The organism is Nocardia sp. CA-145437, assembly GCF_050956485.1.
Classification (GTDB): domain Bacteria; phylum Actinomycetota; class Actinomycetes; order Mycobacteriales; family Mycobacteriaceae; genus Nocardia.
The window spans coordinates 5,940,500-5,961,262 of sequence record NZ_CP191204.1; the positions used below are offsets into that span (position 1 = coordinate 5,940,500).

The following is a 20,763-nucleotide window of genomic DNA, read 5'->3' on the forward strand; positions in this document are numbered from 1 at the left end:
GCGGTGCGAGGCAGATCAACCACGGAAGGACCTGCCGGTGGCCATCACCGACATCAAGGCGTTCGCCCATTTGACGGCGGCCGATATCGAGACCCTGGGCCAGGAGCTCGACACCATCCGGCGCGATGTCGAGCACTCGCTCGGCGAGCGTGACGCGCGCTATATCAAGCGCACCATCGCCGCGCAGCGGATCCTCGAGGCGGCCGGACGCGCCACCCTGTTCGCTTCGAAGAAGCGCTGGGCGTGGCTGACCGGCACCGCCCTGCTGTCGGTCGCGAAGATCATCGAGAACATGGAGCTCGGGCACAACGTCAGCCACGGGCAGTGGGATTGGATGAACGACCCGGAGATCCACTCCACCACGTGGGAGTGGGATATGACGGGGACGTCGGCACAGTGGAAGGCCGCGCACAACTACTCGCACCACATGTACACCAACATCCTCGACATGGATGAGGATCTGGGCTTCGGCATCCTGCGCATGACGCGCGACGAGGAGTGGAAGCCGATCAATCTGGTGCAGCCGGTCGCGAATCTGTTCCTGGCGGCGCTGTTCGAGTGGGGCATCGCCCTGCACGATCTGGCGGCCACCAAGGAGCAGATGGGTATTCCGCCGAGCCAGTTCTTCCCGCCGCGGCACATCGTCAACGAGCCGAACAAGGCGTTCTGGAGCAAGGCCGGTAAGCAGGTCGCCAAGGACTTCGTGATCTATCCGGCGCTGACCGGTCCGGCGTGGAAGTCGACGCTGAAGGCGAACGCGACCGCGAACCTGGTCCGCAATCTGTGGGCCTACGCGGTCATCTTCTGCGGCCACTTCCCCGACGGCGCGGAGAAGTTCACCGAGGAGCAGTTCGAGAACGAGACGCAGGGCGAGTGGTACCTGCGGCAGATGCTGGGCAGCGCCAACTTCGACGCGGGACCGGCCATGGCGTTCATGAGCGGCAACCTGAGCTACCAGATCGAGCACCACCTGTTCCCGGACCTGCCGAGCAACCGCTACGCGCAGGTGTCGGTGAAGGTGCGCGAGCTGTGCGACAAGTACGACCTGCCCTACACCACGGGCTCGCTGGGCAAGCAGTACCTGCTGGCGTTCCGCACGATTCACAAGCTGGCGCTGCCGGATCAGTGGCTGAAGCGGACCGCCGACGACGCCCCGGAGACCTCCTCGGAGCGCAAGTTCGCGGGCATCTCGCTGCCGGCGTGGAACGGCTCCGAGTGGCTGGCCGAGCACAACAAGTCCGGTGAGTGGCTGGCCGTGCACAATGCGTCGGAGTGGCTGGCCGAGCATCAGCCGAGCTGGGGCCTGGACCCGGAGACGGGCGAGCGGCGCGGGCTGCGGTCGGCGCTGCAGGAGGCCAAGGTGGCGCTCAAGGAGAAGGCCGCGCACGAGAAGCAGGTGCTGCGCGAGGCCAAGGAGGCGTTGCGCGAAAAGGCTTTGGCGGAAAAGGCTTTGCTGACCGAGAAAGCTCAGCGCGAGGGCTGGTTCTCGCGTAAACTCCGCCGCAATCGCTAGCAGACGGCAGTCGCGAAAACAATGCGGTATACGACACGTTAGAGATTCGATCGTCGTAACCTACGGGACCGTAACCTACGGTACTGTAACCAGCATGGCGATCTCGGATGTCAAGGAATACGCGCACCTCACCCCGGAGGATGTCGAAGCGATCGGGGCGGAGCTGGACGCGATCCGCCGTGAGGTCGAGTCATCCCTGGGCGACAAGGATGCCCGTTACATCCGCAATGTGATCCGTCTCCAGCGCGGCCTCGAAATCAGTGGCCGCGCAGTGCTTTTCGCTAGTCTTTTCCCGCCCGCGTGGCTGGCCGGCGTCGCCCTGCTGGGCACCGCCAAGATCATCGAGAACATGGAGATCGGCCACAATGTGATGCACGGGCAGTGGGACTGGATGAACGATCCGGAAATCCACTCCACCAAGTGGGAATGGGACAACGCCGGTCCCTCCGAGCACTGGAAGATCACCCACAACTTCCTGCACCACAAGTACACCAACGTGCTGGGCATGGACGACGACATCGGCTACGGCCTGCTGCGCGTCACCCGCGACCAGCGCTGGACGCCGTTCTACCTGGGCCAGCCGGTCTACAACCTGCTGCTGCAGATGTTCTTCGAATACGGCGTCGCCATCCAGCACCTGGAGCTGGGCAAGGTCGCCAAGAAGAAGTGGGCCCCGGGTTCGCCCGAGCGCATCCAGTTCGAGGAGGACCGCAAGACGGTTCTGAAGAAGATCGGCAAGCAGGCCGCCAAGGACTACCTGATCTTCCCGCTGCTCACCGGCCCGTCCTTCCTGGGCACGCTGACCGCGAACCTGGCCGCCAATGTGGTCCGCAATGTGTGGACCAACGCGGTCATCTTCTGCGGCCACTTCCCCGACGGCGCGGAGAAGTTCACCAAGTTCGACTGCGACAACGAGACCCAGGGCGAGTGGTACCTGCGCCAGATGCTGGGCTCGGCGAACATCTCCGGCGGCCCGGTCATGCACTTCATGACCGGCAACCTGTCGCACCAGATCGAGCACCACCTGTACCCGGACATCCCGTCCAACCACCTGAAGGACATCGCGGTGCGGGTGCGGGCGCTGTGCGAGAAGTACGACCTGCCGTACACCACCGGGTCGCTGCCGGTGCAGTACGCCAAGTCGTGGCGCACCATCATGAAGCTGTCGCTGCCCAACAAGTACCTGCGCCGCTCCACCGACGACGCTCCGGAGACCAAGTCGGAGAAGATGTTCGGCGGCGCGACCACCGTGGACCCGACGACCGGCCGCCGCCGCGGCCTGCGCACCGCGCTGAAGGAGGGCCGCCGCAAGCTGGCCCGCCGTGAGCCCGCCATGGCGGGCTAATCACCCACGACCGCGAACGCCTCCCGCCGGACTCTCGGCGGGAGGCGTTTTCGCTGTGGAGGGCTGCCAGGTTCAGCGCGGTTCCGGCCTGGTTGACTGGACCGCGTGTGTTCCGAAGGCCCGATCAGCCCCCTCGAATGTTTGAGCGTCTACGACGCCATCAAGTTGCGTCGTGACGTCCGCGCCGAATTCACCGGCGAGGTGGTGGACGACGCCACGCTGCTGCGGATTCTCGAGGCGGCCCATCGCGCGCCCAGCGTCGGCAATTCCATGCCGTGGGACTTCGTGGTGCTGCGGGATCCGGGCACGCTCGGCACGTTCGCCGACCACGTGGCCGAGAAGCGGCAGGAGTTCAACGACTCGCTGCCCGCCGACCGCGCCGAGACCTTCAATCCGATCAAGATCGAGGGCATCGTCGAGAGCGGCACCGGGATCGTGGTGACCCATAATCAGGCCCGCGGCGGCACCCACGTGCTCGGCCGGGCCACGGTGCCCGAGACCGGCATCTACTCCACCATCCTGGCCATCCAGAACCTGTGGCTGGCCGCCACCGCCGAGGGCGTGGGGGTGGGCTGGGTGAGCTTCTACGACGAGCCGTTCCTGACCGACCTGCTCGACCTGCCGCCCGGCGTGAAGCCGGTGGCCTGGCTCTGCGTCGGCCCGGTCCACGAGTTCCAGCAGGTCCCGGACCTGGAGCGGTTCGGCTGGCGCAATCGCCGCCCGCTCGAATCGGCCATCCACTGGGAGCGGTTCACACCCCGCTCGGACGACTGACCTCGAAGAATCAGTGTTGTGGGGCGGCGAAGCCGACGCCCCGCGCTACTCCTCCAGCGATCGGCGCCCGAGCCGTTCGCGTCATGTGGTCGTGGGCCGGTCCTCGGCGGCGTCCGGTTCGGGGTCGGTCAGGCGCCGGGTCACCTCGGCGGCCAGTTCCGCGCCGGTCGCCTCGCGCAGCGCCTCCACCAGGGAGGCGCGCAGGACGTCGTCGCGGGTGAGGAACCCGGCCGCGATCAAACCTTCGATCGGACTCGCACCGTAGGTGCGGCTGAACGCGATGACCGTTTCCGCGACCGGCGAGTCGCCGCTCAGGTGCCGGGCCACCCGCATCTGGTTGGTGCCCATCCGCGCGGCGATGGCGCGGTCACTGTCGCCGTTCGATACCAGCTGTTTCCACTCCCGGAAACCCACACCTCGATTGTGTACCGGATGTGTTTCACGCTGCAATCATTCCGAGTGGCGCGGCCGGTCCCGGCTCAGCGCAGCGCGTCGGTGGGGCGATGCCCGATGACGGACACGTCGTCCAAGGTGACCACCGGATCCCCCGAGTCGTTCTTGCCGTTGATGGTGATGGTCCCGGTGAACTCGTCACCCTGCCTGACCGACTCCCTGACCGGGCCGGTGAGCTCCACGCGCGCCCCGTCGATGGTGTAGTACCGGGTCGGCTCACCGTGCACGAACCCGAGAGTCCACACCGCCGCGTCCGAATACACCAGTCCGTAGACGGGATACCGCTCCCCGACATGTCGTCCGGCATCGTGCAGCCGCAGCTTCAGATCGGAGACCGGCTGCCCGCCTTCGGACCCGGTCGCCGGAAGTGGCAGCGCCGCAGCGCTTCCCGCCCCGGCGATCCCCGCCGCGAGCAGGACTGCCGCGGTGCCGATCATCGTCCTGCCGTTCATGATCCGCCTCCGCCCAGCTCGTTTCCCCAGGGATACCCATTCGACGCCGAGTCTCCACCAACGATTGTCGATCCGCCCGCCGGAAACCCCGGTCCGGCGCAGCGGATCGGGGTCTCACCTGCACGAAGACGCATGTGCGTCGGCCACCTGACAGGTGACACCGAAGCGTGTCGACTAGACGGCTTCCAGCACCGCCGAGGCTCCGATGCCGCCCGCCGCGCAGATGCCGAGCAGCGCGGTGGACTTCCCGGTCAACGCGAGTTCGTTGGCCATGGTGGTGACCATGCGCGCACCGGTCGCGCCGAACGGATGCCCCAGGGAGACCGAGCCGCCGTGGACATTGAGCGTGGCCGGGTCGATCTCGCCGACGGCGGTGTCGCGGTCGAGGCGGGTCTTGGCCCATTCGTCGCTGGCCAGGGCGGAGATCACGGAGAGCGTCTGGGCCGCGAACGCCTCGTGGATGTCGACGAAATCGATATCGCCCAGCGACATTCCGGCCTGGTCGAGGGCGCGCGGCATGGAGATGGCGGGGCCGATGAGGACCTGGTCGCGCGGGTCGACGCTGACGAAGCTCCAGGAGCGGAAGGCGGCCAGCGGCGTGAAGCCGAGCGCGCGGGCCTTCTCCTCGCTCATCAGCAGGACCGCGGAAGCGCCATCGGTGAGGGGGCTGGAGTTGCCCGCGGTGACGGTGCCGTTCTCGGCGAAAACCGGTGTCAGCTGGGCGAGTTTGGCCAGGCTGGTATCGCGGCGGACCAGGCCGTCGCGGGTGACGGCGGTGCCGTCGGGGGTGCGGACCGAGAGCACCTCGCGGTCGAAGCGGCCGGATTCGATGGCGGCCGCGGCGCGGTGGTGCGAGGTGGCCGCGAAGTAGTCCTGCGCGCCGCGCGAGACGCCGTGGATGCGGGCCATCTTCTCGGCGGATTCGCCCATGACCTCGCCGGTGGTGCGCTCGGCGATCTGCGGGCGGCGTGGCATGAGGTCGTAGAACGGGGCCAATTGCGTTGCGGCGGTGAGGTAGTCCTTGGGCTTGGGCTTGCCCAGCGCCAGCGGCGCGGCGGCGTGCACCAGCTTCTGCGGCAGCTTGACCTCGGCATTGCTGGTGGAGTCGCTGCCGCCGGCGATCATGATGTCGTGTTCGCCGCGCTCGATGGCGGCGGCCGCGGACACCACGGCCTGCAGGCCCGACGCGCAGGCGCGGGTCACCGTGTAGCCCTCGCAGCCCGGGTCCAGTTCGAGGTCGAGCGCGATCTCGCGGGCGATGTTCGGCGCGGCGCTGGGCAGCACCACACCGCCCCACACGATGCCCTGGACGTCGCCCTTGGGCAGTCCGGTTCGTTCCAGCAGCCCGCGCACGGCGATGCCCGCGAGGTCGATGGAGTCCATGCGTGTGAAGTCGGTGAATGCCCGCACGAACGGGGTTCGCGCCCCGGCGACGATGACAGCACGGCGAGCGCCCTTGGTAGCCATGGCACAGTTTTAACTGATACGCGCCGTAACAGCAAGACTTGCCCCGGACAACAGGCGACCGGGGCCTGTCCCGTGACCCCGGTCGAAAAGTGGATGTCCCTGGTTACCGCGACTACGCGAGCCTGATGAGCCCGTAGTCGAAGGCGTGACGGCGGTAGACGACCGACGGTCGGTCGGTCTCCTTGTCCTGGAACAGGAAGAAATCGTGGCCGACGAGCTCCATCTGGTAGAGCGCGTCATCGACCGTCATGGGTATCGCGGGGTGCTGCTTGGTGCGCACGACATGGCCGGGACCGGCGGATTCGCCTTCCATCGCAGCCGAATGGTCGTGAGCCTCGGATCCGTTGTCGGAGAACAGCGATTCGTCGACCAGACCCGCGGTCGCCTCCGCGACCGAGATCGGCGTCTTGTCCCCGTGATGCACGCGGCGGCGATCCTTGAGCCGGCGCAATCGGCTCTCGAGCTTCTCGACCGCGCCCTCGAGGGCGGCGTAGAAGCTGTCCGCGCAGGCCTCGGACCGCACGATCGGACCCTTGCCCCGGGCGGTGATCTCGATCCGCTGGCAGTTCTTGCGTTGACGACGGTTACGTTCGTGGGTGAGCTCCACGTCGAAGAGGTAAATGGTGGGGTCGAAGCGCTCGAGCCGAGACAGCTTGTCCGCCACGTGAATTCGGAAATGGTCGGGCACTCCGCCCTCCCCCAGGGTCCTACCCTTGACCACGACGTCCGCCGTGGTGGCCCGACTGGCTGATTCGTCGATGAGCTCGTCATCGAGCAGCACCGAAGTGCTTGTGTTCTTCGCTGAGAGTCGTGAAGAAGTCGTCACGCGTACCTCCCGGATCTGGCCGCACAAGCCGCTCGTGCGGCGGGATTGAAACGTGTGCCGACCGATGGAACTCGCATCGGCACATATGTCCGAGGCGCCACCTCCAAACTTGCGGTTCGGGTGTCTGATCGCCAACCTAGTGCGCCAGCGACCTGTCCGCCAGTGTTCACGCAAATTTCGAAGAATCAAGCAGCGCAGGTAACCAGCACGGCACACACGGCGATCCGCGCGGCGGTGAGCGCGCGGACCGATTCGGTCACCGTGACACCGGTGGTCAACACGTCGTCGATGACCACCACCTCGGCATTTGCCGGAAACAGCGCGCTCGGGGGCCGGGTGGTGGCTACCATGATCCGCCCGTGCAGATTGTGCTGGCGATCGCGGTGCCCGAGGCCGACCGAATCCCGCACACCGGGACCCATGCGCAACACACGTACCAGGCGGCAACCCGGTAGCCAACCCGCCGCGACGCTCGCGGCACGCACCACCGGATCCCCGCCGCGCCGCCGGGCCGCGGCCGCGCGACTGGGCGCGGGCACCAGCGCCAGGGGCCGGGAGGCGTCCCGCAAATGATCCAGCCCCCTGGCCAATCCGGTTCCCAGCGGCCGCGCCAGCTCCCGCCGGCCCTGCTCCTTGACGCCCAGCACCGCCCGTCGCGCCGGACCCGCGTAGGCGGCCAGCGCCCAGCACGGCACCCCGGGATCGGCGCGCGGCCGGATCCGGATGGGCGGGCCGGACAGCGCGGCGGCGCAGTCCGCGCACCACCAGATTCCGGCTCGCCCGCACCCGCCGCAGGCGCGCGGCAGGATCAGATCCAGCAGTTCCCCCATGCCCCCAGTGTGCGCCTAGCCGGGCAGCACCGGAACCGCGTTGGCCCCCAGACCCGGAACTTCGCGCCAGTAGTCCTCGCGCCCTTCGGGATTGCGGGTCAGTTCCAGCACCGCGCGCGAGTCGGCCACGTACTCCTGATCCGGGGAGGCGCTCACCACCCGCACCGGCGGGGTGAGGTTCTGGGAGGACTGGGCCCGGTACTCGGAACCGTCCACCAGCACCCCGGCCACCGGGTCGACGGTGCCGTCGCGGGCCACGATGACCCGCTCGTCGGTGAGCCAGTCGATGGACACCGCGGGCGTGGACAGTCCGATGGCCAGCGGCAGCGGCGAGGACAGCGCGAACTTCCCGTTCGGCTGCGGGACCACCACCGCCACGTACACCTTGCCGTTGGCGATGATCGCCGCCCGCGCCCCGGACGGGGAGATGCGCAGTTCGGTGATGGGGGTGCGCGGCGAGGTCGAGTTGATCGCCGCCGCCATCAGGTCGGCGATGTCGACGTCCTGCACCGACACATTGCCGGTGCCGCGGTCGTGCACGGCCCGGATCACCCGGTCCCCGTCCACCACCGACCAGGCCGAACCGCCGTCGGCGGGCCAGGTGGGCCGGGTGAAGGTGCCGCCGGTGGCGACCGGAAAGCCCTGCCCGTCATAGGTTCCGATGATCAGGGTGCGCTCGGGTTCGGGGTCCGGACGGCCGGAGCGGGCCACCGCGGCGACCAGCGTCCCGTCCGGCGAGAGCCCCACCGACTGCAGCGCGTGGGTGCTGCCGAAGAAGCCGGGGGCGGGCGTGATGCCGCTGCCGTTGACCGCCACCAGCGAACCGTCACGGACCGCGTGCAGACCGGTCCGGTTGCGGGCGATCACATCCGGACTGCGGGCCTCCACATCGGCGCGCTGCCAGCCCGCCGCGTACTTCTCGACGAGCGGTTTGCCGTCGGCGTTGATCAGGTACGGGCCCAGCACGTCGGCCCCGGACAGGGTGAGCACCACCTGGGCGGCGAGCAGGTCCCGGTTGGCCGGGTCGAGCGCGGCCGCGCCGGAGAAGTCGACGGCCACCCCGCCGCCCCCGACCCCGACGCTGTCGGGATCGCCGTTGGCCTTGGTGACCGGGCCGCGCTGCGAGACGGGCGCGCCCATCGGGTTGCGCACGGCCGGAGCCAGCGCCGACTGCGGCCCCTCGCTGAGCATGCTGAGCAACCGCTGCGCCACCTGGTCCTTGCGGGCGGAGATCCAGCGCAGGTCCGGCACCATCCCGGCCCCGGCCGGATTCGGGAAGAACAACGAATACCGGTGGTAGAACTTGGCGAACGCGGCCTGCTCGACGATGACGCCCGAGGGCACGTCCTTGATCCGCCACTCGCCGCCGATCTTCTCCAGATCGATCTTGGTCTCCAGCGTGCCGTCGGCGGCCCGGTAGGAGCCGTCCGCGGCCAGCTCGCCGATCTTGCGCGCCCGGATCACATAGGTGGCCGAATCACCCGTGCGGGACTCGCGCAAGGTGTTCGGCTGGGAGTCCACGATGGTGATCCCGGCCCCGTCGTCCCACTGCACATTCGCCGCGGGCGAGAGGAATTGGCGCGCCAGCTGATGCCGGTTCGCCGGGTCCGCGGTGGCCTGCAGGTAATCCAGCAACAGCTGTTCGGGCTCGCGCCCGGCCACCGGCGGGTTGAGCGCGGTACTGGTGGGCTGGTGGTCCAGGCTGCCCAGCGCCTGCGGCGCCGACGAATCCGGCAGGCTCGCACAGGAGCTCACCGCGATCAGGCAGCCGAAGGCCGCCAGGGCCCGGAACAGGGCCCTCGCCGGCCGCCTCATGATTGGCCGTCACCCCGCTCGGCGGAAGCGTCACGCCCGGAACCGGTTCCCTCGGCGGGGCCGGGAGGTGTTCCGGCGGTGCCGTTGTCGGGGGGCTCGGGCTCGAAGCCCTCGCGGGCGGCCAGGTCGGCGGCGTCGGCCAGGTCGGCGGCCGTCACGTCGCCGTGGTCGGCGGTGACGTCGTCGATGCCGGTGGCGGCCGGGAATTCCGGGGCGATGGCGTCGAATCCCGGTTCGTCGTCGCCGGTTTCCGCGGCTGCGGCAGCGGCGGATTCCACCGCGGCCGCGTCGAGGCCGTCGGCGCCCGGTTCGATTGCGGTGGGCACGGATTCGAGCGCGGCCGGGCCGAGCGGGCCCGCCGGGACCGAATCGGGGCCCGCGGCGGCTTCGCCGGAGGCCGTGTCCGAGCCCGCCGGGGTGTCGGGGCCCGCGATGTCCAGGGCCAGTTGTTCGGGTGAGACCGCGCCGCGAATCTTGGGCGGCTCCAACGAGAGTGGGCTCGTGCCCAGTTTGCGGCCGCGGACCAGCGGCAGGGTGAGCCGGAAGCTCGCGCCCACGCCGATCTCGCCCCACGCCTCGAGCTTGCCCTCGTGCAGGTTGGCGTCCTCGACGCTGATGGACAGGCCCAGGCCGGTGCCGCCGGAGCGGCGCATACGGGAGGGGTCCGAGCGCCAGAAGCGGTTGAACACCAGCTTCTCCTCGCCCGGGCGCAGGCCCACGCCCTGGTCGCGCACCACGATGGCGACGGCATTGGCGTCCACGTCGCCGCGCATGCGCATGAGGACCGGTTTGCCCTCGCTGTGGTCGATGGCATTGGCGAGCAGGTTGCGCAGCACCCGTTCGACGCGGCGCGGATCCACCTCGGCGACAAGGGGTTCCTCGGGCATGTCGACCACGAGTTCCACGCCGGATTCGCGGGCCAGGTGCCGGACCGTGGAGACCGCGGCCCGCGCGCACATGCGCACGTCCAGCGATTCCACTTGCAGCTCGGCCACACCCGCGTCGTGGCGGCTGATCTCGAGCAGGTCGTTGAGCAGGCCCTCGAACCGGTCGAGTTCGTTGACCAGCAGTTCGGCGGAGCGCGCCAGCGCCGGGTCCAGGTCGTCGCTGGATCCGTGGATGAGGTCGGCCGCCATGCGCACCGTGGTCAACGGCGTGCGCAGCTCGTGGCTGACGTCGGAGGTGAAGCGGCGCTGCAGATTTCCGAACTCCTCGAGTTGGGTGATCTGGTTGGACAGGCTCTCGGCCATCTCGTTGAACGACATGGCCAGCCTGGCCATGTCGTCCTCACCGCGCACCAGCATGCGCTCCTTGAGGCGCCCGTCCGCGAATCGGCTCGCGATGCGGGCCGCGGATCGGATGGGCAGCACCACCTGCCGGGTCACCAGCGCCGTGATGGCGGCCAGCAGGACCAGCAGCACGATGCCGCCGATGAGCATGGTGCCGCGCATGAGCGACAGGCTGCGTTGCTCATTGGTGAGCGGGAAGATCAGATAGATCTCCAGCGAGTCGATATCGGCCGACGGACTGCCGATGATCAGCGCCGAGCCCTTGTACCCGTCCGGGCTGGAGACCGTGGAGAACTGGTAGGAGACCTGCCGCTGCTTGACGAATTGCCGCAGTTCGGTGGGGATCTCCTGGATCGAGCCGGAGGTGAGCTCCTGTCCGCTGTCTCCCGTCATCGCCAGGGCGGCCTCGTAACTGCCCGCGGCGCCGCCGGTCTGGGTCCCGCCGGCGCTGGAGAACAGCGCGCGGCGGGCATCGTCGAGTCGACTCTGCTGGGTGCCCGAGTCGTGCACACCGGTCAGTTGATTCTGAACGGTGTTGCGGGCGCGACCCATTTCCTCGACGGCCGCGTTGATCTTCGCGTCCAACAGCCGGTCGGTGATCTGACTCGTGAGCACGACGCCCAGAATCGTGATGACGATCAGCGACAGGGTGAGGGTGGACACGACGACTCGCAACTGCAGCGAACGCCGCCACACATGGCCCAGTTGCTCGCCCAGATTGCGGAACCAGGCCATCACTACCGCCAGCCACCGCTGCACGCGGTTTCTGGAGCCATCGATCACGGCGGTCCGGCCTTGTAGCCCACACCTCGAACGATCAACACGATCTCAGGGTTCTCCGGGTCCTTCTCCACCTTGGCGCGCAACCGCTGCACGTGCACGTTGACCAGGCGGGTGTCGGCGGCGTGCCGGTATCCCCAGACCTGTTCCAACAGCACCTCGCGGGTGAACACCTGGCGCGGCTTGCGGGCCAGCGCCACCAGCAGATCGAACTCCAGCGGAGTCAGCGAGATCTGCGCGCCGCCGCGAGTCACCTTGTGCGCGGGCACATCGATGACGATGTCGGCGATCGACAACAGTTCCTGCGGCTCCTCCTCGGTGCGACGCAAGCGCGCCCGCACCCGGGCCACGAGTTCCTTCGGCTTGAACGGCTTGACGATGTAGTCGTCGGCGCCGCTTTCCAAACCCAGGACGACGTCGACCGTGTCGGTCTTCGCCGTCAGCATCACGATGGGCACACCCGAGTCGGCTCGCAACACCCGGCATACGTCGATGCCGTTCATGCCGGGCAGCATGAGGTCCAGCAACACGAGGTCCGGGCGCAACTCCCGGACCGCGGTCAGCGCCTGCGTGCCGTCTCCGACGACGTGGGGGTCGAAACCCTCACCGCGCAAGACGATCGTGAGCATCTCCGCGAGAGCCATATCGTCGTCGACGACCAGAATCTTCGGCTTCATAACGTCTAGTTTGTCACCTCTCCGGCTCTGATTCGGCCGCCACGCCAACACTCGTGACCTGTCGGCGGACATCCAACCCTATCCAGCAACAATTTCCGCGAGGCGCGCGGCGAGTGTTGCCGGATCGTCTCCGGTTCGATGCACCCACCACGGTCCACGCCAGCTGATTTCGGCCAGCTCACGGTAGACCCTACCGGTGCGACGCTGCAGTCCACCGTCTTTCTCGTACGCGTCCAACGCGCGCGCGGCGTCGGCCTCGCCGCGCAGGCGGGCGCGCTCCTCGGCCACGTCGACCGGAACATCCAGGAGAATCTGGATATCCGGGGCGGGCAGTCCGAATCGTTCGAACTCCAATGTGGCGATCCAGTCCACGATTTCACCGCGCGCGTCCTGGTCGAGGCGCGCGGCGGAGTAGGCGGCATTGGAGGCGACGTAGCGGTCCAGTAGCACGATGTCGTTGTCCGCGAGCAGTTTCGAGAGCTGGTCGCGCGCGTCGGCGCGGTCGAGGGCGAACAGCAGCGCCATGGCGTTCACGGACTGGGCGGTATCCCCATGGCCGCCGCGCAGCGCCTCGGCCGCGAGATCGGCGTGTACCGAGACCCCGTACCGCGGGAAGGCCAGCGTCGCCACGCGCAGCCCGCGGGCGCGCAGATCCGCGACGACGGCCTCGGTCAGCGTGCGTTTCCCCGCGCCGTCGAGCCCTTCCACCGGAACCAGTGCACCCATGCGGCGAGACTACCCAACCTCCCCCGGCACGTAACGGCAGGTTCCGGTTTGTCCGGCGAGGCCGATCCGCGATCACCGGAACAATATGAGCGAATCCGAAACACTCACGATTCAACCCTTGTAGGTTCTAGCCACCACTCCCCCTGCAAGGAGCGCACCCCCTGATGAAGACACGCCTCACCCTGGCCGCCGTCGCCATCTCCACCGCCGCCCTCTCCCTGGGCGGCACCGCGAACGCGGCCCCTCTCACCCTCGACCCCGCCACCCCGGATTCGGCCGCCCAGGTCGCCGACTCCGGCTCGGCATCCTCCCTCTCCTCCTCCGGCGGCTCGAGCAACTTCCTCGGCACCGGTTCCAGCGTGAGCCAGCTCCTCAACGCCGGTTTCTGCAGCATCACCGGCGGCACCTGGGTACCCGTCTTCGACGTCTGCCTTCGCTGACACCACCCCGACTCTGTGCCGCCGCCCCCGAAAAGGACGGCGGCACAGTCATTTCCACACCCCCCATCGAGGCCGTGCCCCAGAATTCCCGGCACAGTTCTAAAACGCCTTCCTTTTAAACTGTGCCAACGCTGTACCACCGAGGAGTTTCCCGATGAAATCCGCTCTGACCCACCGCGTCTCGACCGCCGTCGCCGCGACCTTGGCCACCGCCGCCCTGGCCACCGGCACCGCCACCGCCGACCCGCTCGCGCCCGAGCCGGCGCCGATCTCGGAGTACGGCCTCGGGGCGGATTTGACGGCCCTGTTCATGGCGCTGAGCATGTCGCCGGGCTCCTCCGCGCTCAACGCGGGTTCGACCGAACTCGCCTCGGGATCCGGCTTGACCAGAGGGTACATGCAGTTCCTCTGCCAACTGCAGTACGGCAAATGGGATTCGGCCACCGCCACCTGCAAGTACCCGGTGTTCAACCCGAGCAGCGCGGTCCTCGACCCGGCGGCATAGGCCACACCCGTCCTGGCTCCGATCGCCGCCCCGCTCACCGCGGAGCCCGTGGCCACGACCACCGGCTCGAGCGGCGGTTCCGCGGACCTTCTCGACAAGGGGTTCCTGTGCCGGATCACCGGCCAGGGCCTGTACTGGCGCGCGGACTCCGGATGCACCGACGTCTACATCCCGCCGTGGGTGAGCTAGTCCGCCCGGCGACGAGATTCGGCCGGTCCCCCAGTGCGGGGTGACCGGCCGAATTGTCAGCTGTTACGAGCGGTTTCCGCTCAGTAGCGGTAGTGCTCCGGCTTGTACGGGCCCTCCACGTCCACGCCGATGTACTCGGCCTGGTCCTTGGTGAGCTTGGTCAGGGTGCCGCCCAGGGCCTCGACGTGGATCTTGGCGACCTTCTCGTCGAGGTGCTTGGGGAGGCGGTAGACCTCGTTGTCGTACTCCTCCGGCTTGGTCCACAGTTCGATCTGCGCGATGACCTGGTTGGAGAAGGAGTTCGACATGACGAACGAGGGGTGGCCGGTGGCGTTGCCCAGGTTGAGCAGGCGGCCCTCGGACAGCACGATGATCGAGCGGCCGGTCTCGGGGAACGTCCACAGGTCGACCTGCGGCTTGATATTCAACCGCTGCGCGCCGGAACGCTCCAGGGCGGCCATGTCGATCTCGTTGTCGAAGTGGCCGATATTGCCCAGGATGGCCTGGCCCTTCATCGCCTTCATGTGATCGAGGGTGATGATGTCCTTGTTGCCGGTCGAGGTGATCACGATATCGGCGTCGGCGATGGCCTGCTCGACGGTGACCACGTCGAAGCCGTCCATCAGCGCCTGCAGCGCGTTGATCGGGTCGATCTCGGTGACCTGCACGCGCGCGCCCTGGCCGGCCATCGACTCCGCGCAGCCCTTGCCGACGTCGCCGTAACCGCAGATCAGCACCTTCTTGCCGCCGATCAGCACATCGGTGCCGCGGTTGATGCCGTCGATCAGCGAGTGGCGGGTGCCGTACTTGTTGTCGAACTTGGACTTGGTGACCGAGTCGTTGACGTTGATGGCCGGGAACACCAGCTCGCCCGCGGCGGCGAACTGGTACAGCCGCAGCACGCCGGTGGTGGTCTCCTCGGTGACGCCCTTGACCGACTCGGCGATCGCGCCCCACTTGCCGCCGTCCGCCTCGAGGCTCGCGCGCAGCAGGTTCAGGAAGACCTTGTACTCCTCGGAGTGGGTCTCGTCCTCGGGCGGCACGACGCCGGCCTTCTCGAACTGGGCGCCGCGCAGCACCAGCATGGTGGCGTCACCACCGTCGTCGAGGATCATGTTGGCCGGCTCGCCCGGCCAGGTCAGCATCTGCTCGGCGGCCCACCAGTACTCCTCCAGGCTCTCGCCCTTCCAGGCGAAGACCGGGGTGCCCTTGGGTTCGTCGACGGTGCCGTGCGGGCCCACCACGACCGCGGCGGCCGCGTGGTCCTGGGTGGAGAAGATGTTGCACGACGCCCACCGGACCTGCGCGCCCAGCGCGACCAGGGTCTCGATCAGCACGGCGGTCTGCACGGTCATGTGCAGGGAGCCGGAGATGCGCGCGCCCTTCAGCGGCTGCACGTCGTGGTACTCGCGACGCAGCGCCATCAGGCCCGGCATCTCGTGCTCGGCAAGGCGAATCTCCTTGCGGCCGAACTCGGCCAGTGACAGATCCGCCACCTTGTAGTCGATCCCGTTGCGAACATCAGGGGTCATCGTGCTGGACACTGAGGTCGTCATCTGCCTCTCCTGGTCGGCTGCTTCTCCCAAACCCTACGCGGCCGCCGGTACGTCGTACGCGGCGAGGATGCGCTCGCGCTTGCGGGGTTGGATATTGGCCCGGCTGACGTCCCCCGAGTAGTGCGCGAGCAGGCGCGGGTCCATCACGATGCGCCACACCGGCGGGAACAGGGCCAGCAAGATCATGGTGGCATAGCCCGCGGGCAGCTGCGGGGCTTCCTCGGAACTGCGCAGCGTCTGGTAGCGGCGGCCGGGATTGGCGTGATGGTCGCTGTGCCGCTGCAGGTGGAACATGAAGATATTGGTGACCAGACGGTCGCTGTTCCAGCTGTCGCTCGGGGCGCAGCGGGCCCAGTTACCGTTCGGGCGACGACGGCGCAGCAGCCCGTAATGCTCGACGTAGTTGACGGTTTCGAGCAGGCCCGCGCCGATCACGGCCTGCAACAGCAGGTACGGCAGGATGGCCGGGCTGTAGATCGCCATCAGCCCGCCGAACAGGACGACGGTCATGCTCCACGCCTGCAGGATGTGGTTGTGGACACTGAACCAGCGGTGTCCCTTGCGCGCCAGCCGCTCGTTTTCGAGCTTGATTGCCGAACGGAAGCCGCCGATCACGCTGCGGGGCAGGAACTCCCACAGCGATTCACCCATGCGGGCGCTGGCGGGATCCTCGGGAGTGGCGACGCGGGCGTGGTGGCCCTTGTTGTGCTCGACGAAGAAATGCCCGTAGGCCGACTGCGCCAGCGCCATTTTCGACAGCCAGCGCTCGAGGCTCTCGACCCGGTGGCCGAGCTCGTGCGCCGCGTTGATGCCGATACCGCTGACGAGCCCCAGCGTGGTGGCCAGCCCGATCTTGTCGACCACGGACAGGTCCGTGCCCGCCCACATGCAGGCGGCGATGACCAGGCCGATCACCTGGATCGGCAGGAACAGGTAGGTGCACCACCGGTAGAACCGGTCATTGCTGAGTAGTTCGTAATCCTCGTCGCGCGGATTGGTGCCGTCCTCCCCGACGACCCAGTCCAGCACCGGAATCACGATCAGGATGATGATCGGTCCGATCCACCAGAACACCGTCAGCTTGGTATGCAACACCAGCTGGGAGGGCAGCAACGCCGACATGGGGGCGATGAGCCCCAGCACCCACAGGTGGCGTTTGGGATCCGGCGAACCCAACCGTTTGCCGAACATTCGCACGTTTTCTCCGCTACTCAACTTCGTCAGAACTTCGCAGCTACATATCTTGAAACCTAGTGGCTGTTACAGCACGTGTGCGGACCGAAAGGTGGCCACCGTTACATCATGAGCAGTCGGTTCCGGCGCAACCGCCCCTGTGGTTCCCGTCACTTCCCCGTACGCGCAAATCAGCGGCGAACCGCGCTCGGTGTGCGATCCCCCGCACTCAGCGCAACCACACGTACCGAACCTGCGGCCGTCCCGTCCGACCGTAGTCGGTTCGCCGTTCCACCACGCCGTCTTCGGCCATACGTTCCAGGTATCGCCACGCGGTCACCCGCGAAACCCCCACCGCGCGGCCCGCTTCGCCCGCGGACAGGCCCTCGGGCGCGCCCCGCACCGCGCGCGACACCTCGTCCATCGTCTGCGGCGCAATGCCTTTCGGGGACGTGGGCCGCTGTTCGGGTGTGCGCAGCACGCCGAAGGCGCGGTCGATGTCGTGCTGGGACACCGCGGTCTCGCCGGCCGGCAGGGCGGCGCGGTACTCGCGGTAGCGTTCCAGCTTCTCCCGGAAGGCGGCGAAGGTGAAGGGCTTCAACAGATACAGCACCACGCCGTGCGCGACGGCTGCGCGCACCATGGCCAGATCCCGGGCGGAGGTGACGGCGATGACATCGGGGCGTGGGCGCAGCACCGCGAGCGCGGCGGCCACCGCGAGCCCGCTCATGTCCGGCAAACCGATGTCCATCAGCACCAGATCGATCGGGACGCCGGAAGATTGTGACCTTTTCGCGATCGAGAGGGCCTCGCGCCCGGTGTACGCCACCGCCACCACGTCGAAACCGTCCACCCTTTCCAGGTAAGAGCGGTGTGCCGCAGCGATTTTCGGCTCGTCCTCGACGATCAGCACCCGGACCGGCGCCTCCCGGTCGGTTCTCATCGCGGAAACCTCACGATCACAGCGGATTCCGGCTCGCGCCGGGCCCGCAACTCACCGGCGTGCCGGGCCACCAGCCGCCGCACCAGCGCCAGCCCGAGCCCGTGGTGGTCGGTCTTGGTGGAGTAGCCGCGCTCGGTGGCGCGGGTGAACAGTTCCTCGGACATGCCGGGCCCGCTGTCGGCGACCCGGATGTACAGCTCGGTGTCGTCACGGCGCACCGTCACCTCCAGCCAGGCGTCCTCGTCGTGGCCCACCTCGTCGAGGGCGTTGTCGATGAGATTGCCCAGCAGCGTGACCATCTCGTGCGGGGTGAGCGGCTCGGTGGTGTCGAGCAGGGTGTCGCCGGTGACGGTCAGTTCGACGCCGTATTCGGCGGCCTGCTCCACCTTGCCCAGCAGCAGCGCCACCACCGCGGGTTCGGCGACCGCCCCGGTGAGCCGGTCGATGAGGGCCTGGGACAGTTCGAGTTCCGCGGTCGCGAAGCTCACCGCCTCCCGATTCCGCCCCAGCTCGACCATGGTGACCACGGTGTGCAGCCGGTTGGCGGCCTCGTGCGCCTGGGCGCGCAGCGATTCGGCGAAACCGCGCACCGAATCCAATTCGCCGAGCACATCCCGCAATTCGGTGTGGTCGCGCAGCGTGACCACGGTGCCGATGCGGCGTCCGGCGTGCTCGACCACGTCCTGATTCACCACCAGTACCCGCTCGGGGGTCACGTGCATCTCGTCACGCACCACGCCGGTCCCCAAGCGCTGCAACGACACCGGCAGGTCCGCGCGGGTGATCGGCCCGTCGGGCAGGCCGAGCAGCAGGCGCGCCTGATCGTTGACCACCTCGGCGGCGGCGTCGGACTTGCCGAACACCAGCAGCCCCTCGTGGATGGAGTGCAGCACCGCGTCGTGGTGCTCGTACATCATCCGCAGTTCGGCGGTACCGAGCCCGTGGGTCTGCCGTAACAGCCTGCGCCGCAGCAACAGTGAGCTGATCGTGGCCAGCGCCAGCCCGCCCGCGGCCACCGCCAGGATGAGCGGCAGCTGAGCGCGCACCTGCTCGCCGATGTGGGTGCGGGTGACACCCGCCGACACCAGCGCGACGATGCGGCCGTCGGCGTCGCGGACCGGGGTGACCGCGCGGATGGACGGGCCGAGGGTGCCGGTGAACGTCTCGGTGAAGGTCTCCCCCGCGAGCGCCCGATCGATATTGCCGCTGAACGGTTTTCCGATCCGGTCGGTCTCGGTGTGGGTGTAGCGGGTGCGGTCGGGGGCCATCACCACGATGAAGTCCATGCCGGTGGCCTTGCGGATGGCCTCGGTCACCGGTTGCAGCGCGGCGGTCGGGTCCGGGCCGCGCACCCCGGCCAGCGTGGAGGGCGACTGCGCGACGGCGACCGCGGTGTCGCGCACCTCGGCGCGGGTGGCGTCGTCCTGCACCCGGCGGGTCTGCAGGAAGGTCAGCAGCGCGGCGGCGGCGATCACCGCCGCGAGCACCAGCACCTGGACGACGAACACCTGCCCGGCCAGGGTGCGGCGGGGTCTTCGGCCCTTCACGATTCCTCCGCGAACGTCATGAACATAATTTACGAAACAGTGACCGGCGTCACTCGGTGGAACATGATTCTCACGTTATGAGCGACAGTGCAACACCACCGGCCCGAGACCGTACCCACTGGCTGTACCTGGCCGTCATCGTGGCCGTCATCGCCGGCGTCGTGGTCGGCAAGCTGGCGCCGGGCTTCGGCAAGAGCGTCGGTGAGCTGGGCACCATCTTCGTGAACCTGATCAAGATGATGATCACGCCGGTCATCTTCTGCACCATCGTGCTGGGCATCGGCTCGGTGCGGGCGGCCGCCAAGGTCGGCCGGGTGGGCGGTCTGGCCATCGGCTACTTCCTGATCATGTCCACGGTGGCGCTGGGCATCGGGCTGCTGGTCGGCAATCTGCTGCATCCCGGGTCGGGCCTGAACGTGGCCGCGCACGCGAAGGAGGTCACCAAGTACGCCACCGACGCCAAGGCGGCGGGCGGCACCTGGCAGTTCTTCGAGGACATCGTGCCGACGACGCTGCTGTCGTCGCTGACCTCGGGGAAGGTATTGCAGGCGCTGTTCGTGGCGCTGCTGGCGGGATTCGCCATCCAGGCCATGGGCGCGGCGGGTGAACCGATCCTGCGCGGGGTGGCCTCGATCCAGAAGCTGGTCTTCCGGATTCTGACCATGATCCTGTGGCTGGCCCCGATTGGCGCGTTCGGCGCGATGGCGAATGTGGTGGCGCGCACCGGATTGGACGCGGTGAAGCAGCTGGCGCTGCTGATGGTGGCCTTCTACCTGACCTGTGTCGTGTTCATCTTCGGCGTGCTCGGCCTGCTGCTGCGTCTGGTGGCGGGGACCTCGATCTTCAAACTGGTCCGCTACCTGGCGCGCGAGTATCTGCTGATCTTCGCGACCTCGTCCTCGGAGTCGGCGCTGCCGCGGCTGATCGCCAAGATGGAGCATGTCGGGGTGGATCGCACCACGGTGGGCGTGGTCGTGCCGACGGGGTATTCGTTCAACCTGGACGGCACCGCCATCTATCTGACCATGGCGACGCTGTTCGTGGCCGACGCCATGGGCAAGCCGCTGGCCTGGCACGAGCAGCTCGGGCTGCTGCTGTTCATGATCGTGGCGTCCAAGGGCGCGGCGGGTGTCACCGGTGCGGGCCTGGCCACCCTGGCGGGCGGCCTGCAGAGCCATCGCCCGGAACTGCTGGACGGGGTCGGCCTGATCGTGGGCATCGACCGGTTCATGTCGGAAGCCCGTGCGCTGACCAACTTCTCGGGCAATGCCGTCGCCACCCTGCTGGTCGGCACCTGGACCGACACCATCGACCCGGCCCGCGTCCGCGCGGTGCTGGACCGCGAGATCCCGTTCGACGAGCGGGCCATGGTCGACGACGATCATCCCGGCCCGCACGACAAGGACCTGGTTCCGGCCTGACCCCAACCCCTGGGCCGAAACCGGACCGCCGGCGCGTTCCCC

The 20,763-nt window shown here is 68.2% G+C and carries 20 protein-coding genes; 7 read left to right on the forward strand and 13 right to left on the reverse strand.

The annotated features are described in order from the left end of the window. Positions 1-37 precede the first annotated feature (37 nt). From ACQPYY_RS27630 to bluB, 3 genes are all read left to right on the forward strand, one after another. Positions 38-1,513, forward strand: coding sequence for a fatty acid desaturase family protein (locus tag ACQPYY_RS27630; RefSeq protein WP_433591556.1), 1,476 nt, complete (start codon positions 38-40; stop codon positions 1,511-1,513). Between the two features lie 94 nt (positions 1,514-1,607). Continuing rightward, a complete protein-coding gene (locus ACQPYY_RS27635) occupies positions 1,608-2,858 on the forward strand; it encodes a fatty acid desaturase family protein (RefSeq protein ID WP_379094078.1) in 1,251 nt (416 codons plus the stop codon). Positions 2,859-2,999: 141 nt separating this feature from the next. After that, a complete protein-coding gene (gene bluB / locus ACQPYY_RS27640; protein WP_433594745.1) occupies positions 3,000-3,632 on the forward strand; it encodes a 5,6-dimethylbenzimidazole synthase in 633 nt (210 codons plus the stop codon). 81 nt (positions 3,633-3,713) lie between these two features. On the opposite strand, the gene ACQPYY_RS27645 is transcribed toward bluB, so the two are convergent. The 9 genes from ACQPYY_RS27645 to ACQPYY_RS27685 all read right to left on the reverse strand — a co-directional run bounded on the left by ACQPYY_RS27645 (position 3,714) and on the right by ACQPYY_RS27685 (position 12,947). After that, positions 3,714-4,046: a helix-turn-helix domain-containing protein gene (locus tag ACQPYY_RS27645; protein WP_433591557.1), complete on the reverse strand. Its 333-nt coding sequence runs from the start codon at positions 4,044-4,046 to the stop codon at positions 3,714-3,716. A 65-nt stretch (positions 4,047-4,111) separates the two neighbouring features. Beyond that, positions 4,112-4,537, reverse strand: a complete 426-nt coding sequence (locus tag ACQPYY_RS27650) for a hypothetical protein (protein WP_433591558.1) — start codon at positions 4,535-4,537, stop codon at positions 4,112-4,114. A gap of 174 nt (positions 4,538-4,711) precedes the next feature. Continuing rightward, entirely contained in the window at positions 4,712-6,004 is a 1,293-nt protein-coding gene (locus tag ACQPYY_RS27655; protein WP_433591559.1) for an acetyl-CoA C-acyltransferase, read from the reverse strand. Positions 6,005-6,116: 112 nt separating this feature from the next. Further along, positions 6,117-6,782 carry a ribosome hibernation-promoting factor, HPF/YfiA family gene (hpf, locus tag ACQPYY_RS27660; protein WP_357087356.1) on the reverse strand — a complete coding sequence of 222 codons (666 nt, stop codon included), beginning with the start codon at positions 6,780-6,782 and terminating at the stop codon, positions 6,117-6,119. Positions 6,783-7,015: 233 nt separating this feature from the next. Then, the gene (locus tag ACQPYY_RS27665) at positions 7,016-7,660 is read right to left on the reverse strand and encodes a ComF family protein (RefSeq protein ID WP_379094066.1); all 645 of its coding nucleotides are present in this window, start codon (positions 7,658-7,660) and stop codon (positions 7,016-7,018) included. A 15-nt stretch (positions 7,661-7,675) separates the two neighbouring features. Next, positions 7,676-9,475: an MtrAB system accessory lipoprotein LpqB gene (gene lpqB / locus ACQPYY_RS27670; RefSeq protein ID WP_433591560.1), complete on the reverse strand. Its 1,800-nt coding sequence runs from the start codon at positions 9,473-9,475 to the stop codon at positions 7,676-7,678. Beyond that, the gene (gene mtrB / locus ACQPYY_RS27675; protein WP_433594746.1) at positions 9,472-11,499 is read right to left on the reverse strand and encodes an MtrAB system histidine kinase MtrB; all 2,028 of its coding nucleotides are present in this window, start codon (positions 11,497-11,499) and stop codon (positions 9,472-9,474) included. Before mtrB ends, lpqB begins: the two co-directional genes overlap by 4 nt. A 44-nt stretch (positions 11,500-11,543) precedes the next feature. Continuing rightward, positions 11,544-12,221, reverse strand: coding sequence for an MtrAB system response regulator MtrA (gene mtrA / locus ACQPYY_RS27680; RefSeq protein WP_433591561.1), 678 nt, complete (start codon positions 12,219-12,221; stop codon positions 11,544-11,546). A gap of 78 nt (positions 12,222-12,299) precedes the next feature. Further along, positions 12,300-12,947: a dTMP kinase gene (locus ACQPYY_RS27685; RefSeq protein ID WP_379094059.1), complete on the reverse strand. Its 648-nt coding sequence runs from the start codon at positions 12,945-12,947 to the stop codon at positions 12,300-12,302. 164 nt (positions 12,948-13,111) lie between these two features. On the opposite strand from ACQPYY_RS27685, the gene ACQPYY_RS27690 reads away from it, so the two are divergent. From ACQPYY_RS27690 to ACQPYY_RS27700, 3 genes are all read left to right on the forward strand, one after another. Continuing rightward, positions 13,112-13,387 carry a hypothetical protein gene (locus ACQPYY_RS27690; RefSeq protein WP_379094056.1) on the forward strand — a complete coding sequence of 92 codons (276 nt, stop codon included), beginning with the start codon at positions 13,112-13,114 and terminating at the stop codon, positions 13,385-13,387. Between the two features lie 154 nt (positions 13,388-13,541). Beyond that, the gene (locus ACQPYY_RS27695; protein ID WP_379094053.1) at positions 13,542-13,892 is read left to right on the forward strand and encodes a hypothetical protein; all 351 of its coding nucleotides are present in this window, start codon (positions 13,542-13,544) and stop codon (positions 13,890-13,892) included. 48 nt (positions 13,893-13,940) lie between these two features. Then, positions 13,941-14,081, forward strand: coding sequence for a hypothetical protein (locus tag ACQPYY_RS27700; RefSeq protein WP_433591562.1), 141 nt, complete (start codon positions 13,941-13,943; stop codon positions 14,079-14,081). 80 nt (positions 14,082-14,161) lie between these two features. Here the strand turns inward: ACQPYY_RS27700 and ahcY are convergent, their stop codons facing one another. From ahcY to ACQPYY_RS27720, 4 genes are all read right to left on the reverse strand, one after another. After that, positions 14,162-15,637: an adenosylhomocysteinase gene (ahcY, locus tag ACQPYY_RS27705; protein WP_379094047.1), complete on the reverse strand. Its 1,476-nt coding sequence runs from the start codon at positions 15,635-15,637 to the stop codon at positions 14,162-14,164. Positions 15,638-15,670: 33 nt separating this feature from the next. After that, positions 15,671-16,828, reverse strand: coding sequence for an alkane 1-monooxygenase (locus ACQPYY_RS27710; RefSeq protein ID WP_433591563.1), 1,158 nt, complete (start codon positions 16,826-16,828; stop codon positions 15,671-15,673). A 211-nt stretch (positions 16,829-17,039) separates the two neighbouring features. After that, on the reverse strand, positions 17,040-17,753 hold the full coding sequence (locus ACQPYY_RS27715; RefSeq protein ID WP_433591564.1) for a response regulator: 714 nt from the start codon (positions 17,751-17,753) through the stop codon (positions 17,040-17,042). Further along, the gene (locus tag ACQPYY_RS27720; RefSeq protein WP_433591565.1) at positions 17,750-19,300 is read right to left on the reverse strand and encodes a sensor histidine kinase; all 1,551 of its coding nucleotides are present in this window, start codon (positions 19,298-19,300) and stop codon (positions 17,750-17,752) included. Before ACQPYY_RS27720 ends, ACQPYY_RS27715 begins: the two co-directional genes overlap by 4 nt. Before the next feature lie 77 nt (positions 19,301-19,377). Here ACQPYY_RS27720 and ACQPYY_RS27725 point away from each other — a divergent pair, with 77 nt between their 5' ends. Then, positions 19,378-20,721 (forward strand): cation:dicarboxylate symporter family transporter, encoded by a 1,344-nt coding sequence (locus tag ACQPYY_RS27725; RefSeq protein WP_433591566.1) that lies wholly within the window; start codon positions 19,378-19,380, stop codon positions 20,719-20,721. Positions 20,722-20,763 lie beyond the last annotated feature (42 nt).

Bases quoted from the DNA above. Each gene is read 5' to 3' on its own strand.
- lpqB (WP_433591560.1), bottom strand. From the start codon at position 9,475: ATGAGGCGGCCGGCGAGGGCCCTGTTCCGGGCCCTGGCGGCCTTCGGC.
- ACQPYY_RS27725 (WP_433591566.1), top strand. From the start codon at position 19,378: ATGAGCGACAGTGCAACACCACCGGCCCGAGACCGTACCCACTGGCTG.
- ACQPYY_RS27665 (WP_379094066.1), bottom strand. From the start codon at position 7,660: ATGGGGGAACTGCTGGATCTGATCCTGCCGCGCGCCTGCGGCGGGTGC.
- ACQPYY_RS27695 (WP_379094053.1), top strand. From the start codon at position 13,542: ATGAAATCCGCTCTGACCCACCGCGTCTCGACCGCCGTCGCCGCGACC.
- ACQPYY_RS27690 (WP_379094056.1), top strand. From the start codon at position 13,112: ATGAAGACACGCCTCACCCTGGCCGCCGTCGCCATCTCCACCGCCGCC.
- mtrA (WP_433591561.1), bottom strand. From the start codon at position 12,221: ATGAAGCCGAAGATTCTGGTCGTCGACGACGATATGGCTCTCGCGGAG.
- ACQPYY_RS27685 (WP_379094059.1), bottom strand. From the start codon at position 12,947: ATGGGTGCACTGGTTCCGGTGGAAGGGCTCGACGGCGCGGGGAAACGC.
- ACQPYY_RS27655 (WP_433591559.1), bottom strand. From the start codon at position 6,004: ATGGCTACCAAGGGCGCTCGCCGTGCTGTCATCGTCGCCGGGGCGCGA.
- ACQPYY_RS27650 (WP_433591558.1), bottom strand. From the start codon at position 4,537: ATGAACGGCAGGACGATGATCGGCACCGCGGCAGTCCTGCTCGCGGCG.
- ACQPYY_RS27635 (WP_379094078.1), top strand. From the start codon at position 1,608: ATGGCGATCTCGGATGTCAAGGAATACGCGCACCTCACCCCGGAGGAT.
- ahcY (WP_379094047.1), bottom strand. From the start codon at position 15,637: ATGACGACCTCAGTGTCCAGCACGATGACCCCTGATGTTCGCAACGGG.
- ACQPYY_RS27715 (WP_433591564.1), bottom strand. From the start codon at position 17,753: ATGAGAACCGACCGGGAGGCGCCGGTCCGGGTGCTGATCGTCGAGGAC.
- ACQPYY_RS27710 (WP_433591563.1), bottom strand. From the start codon at position 16,828: ATGTTCGGCAAACGGTTGGGTTCGCCGGATCCCAAACGCCACCTGTGG.
- mtrB (WP_433594746.1), bottom strand. From the start codon at position 11,499: ATGGCCTGGTTCCGCAATCTGGGCGAGCAACTGGGCCATGTGTGGCGG.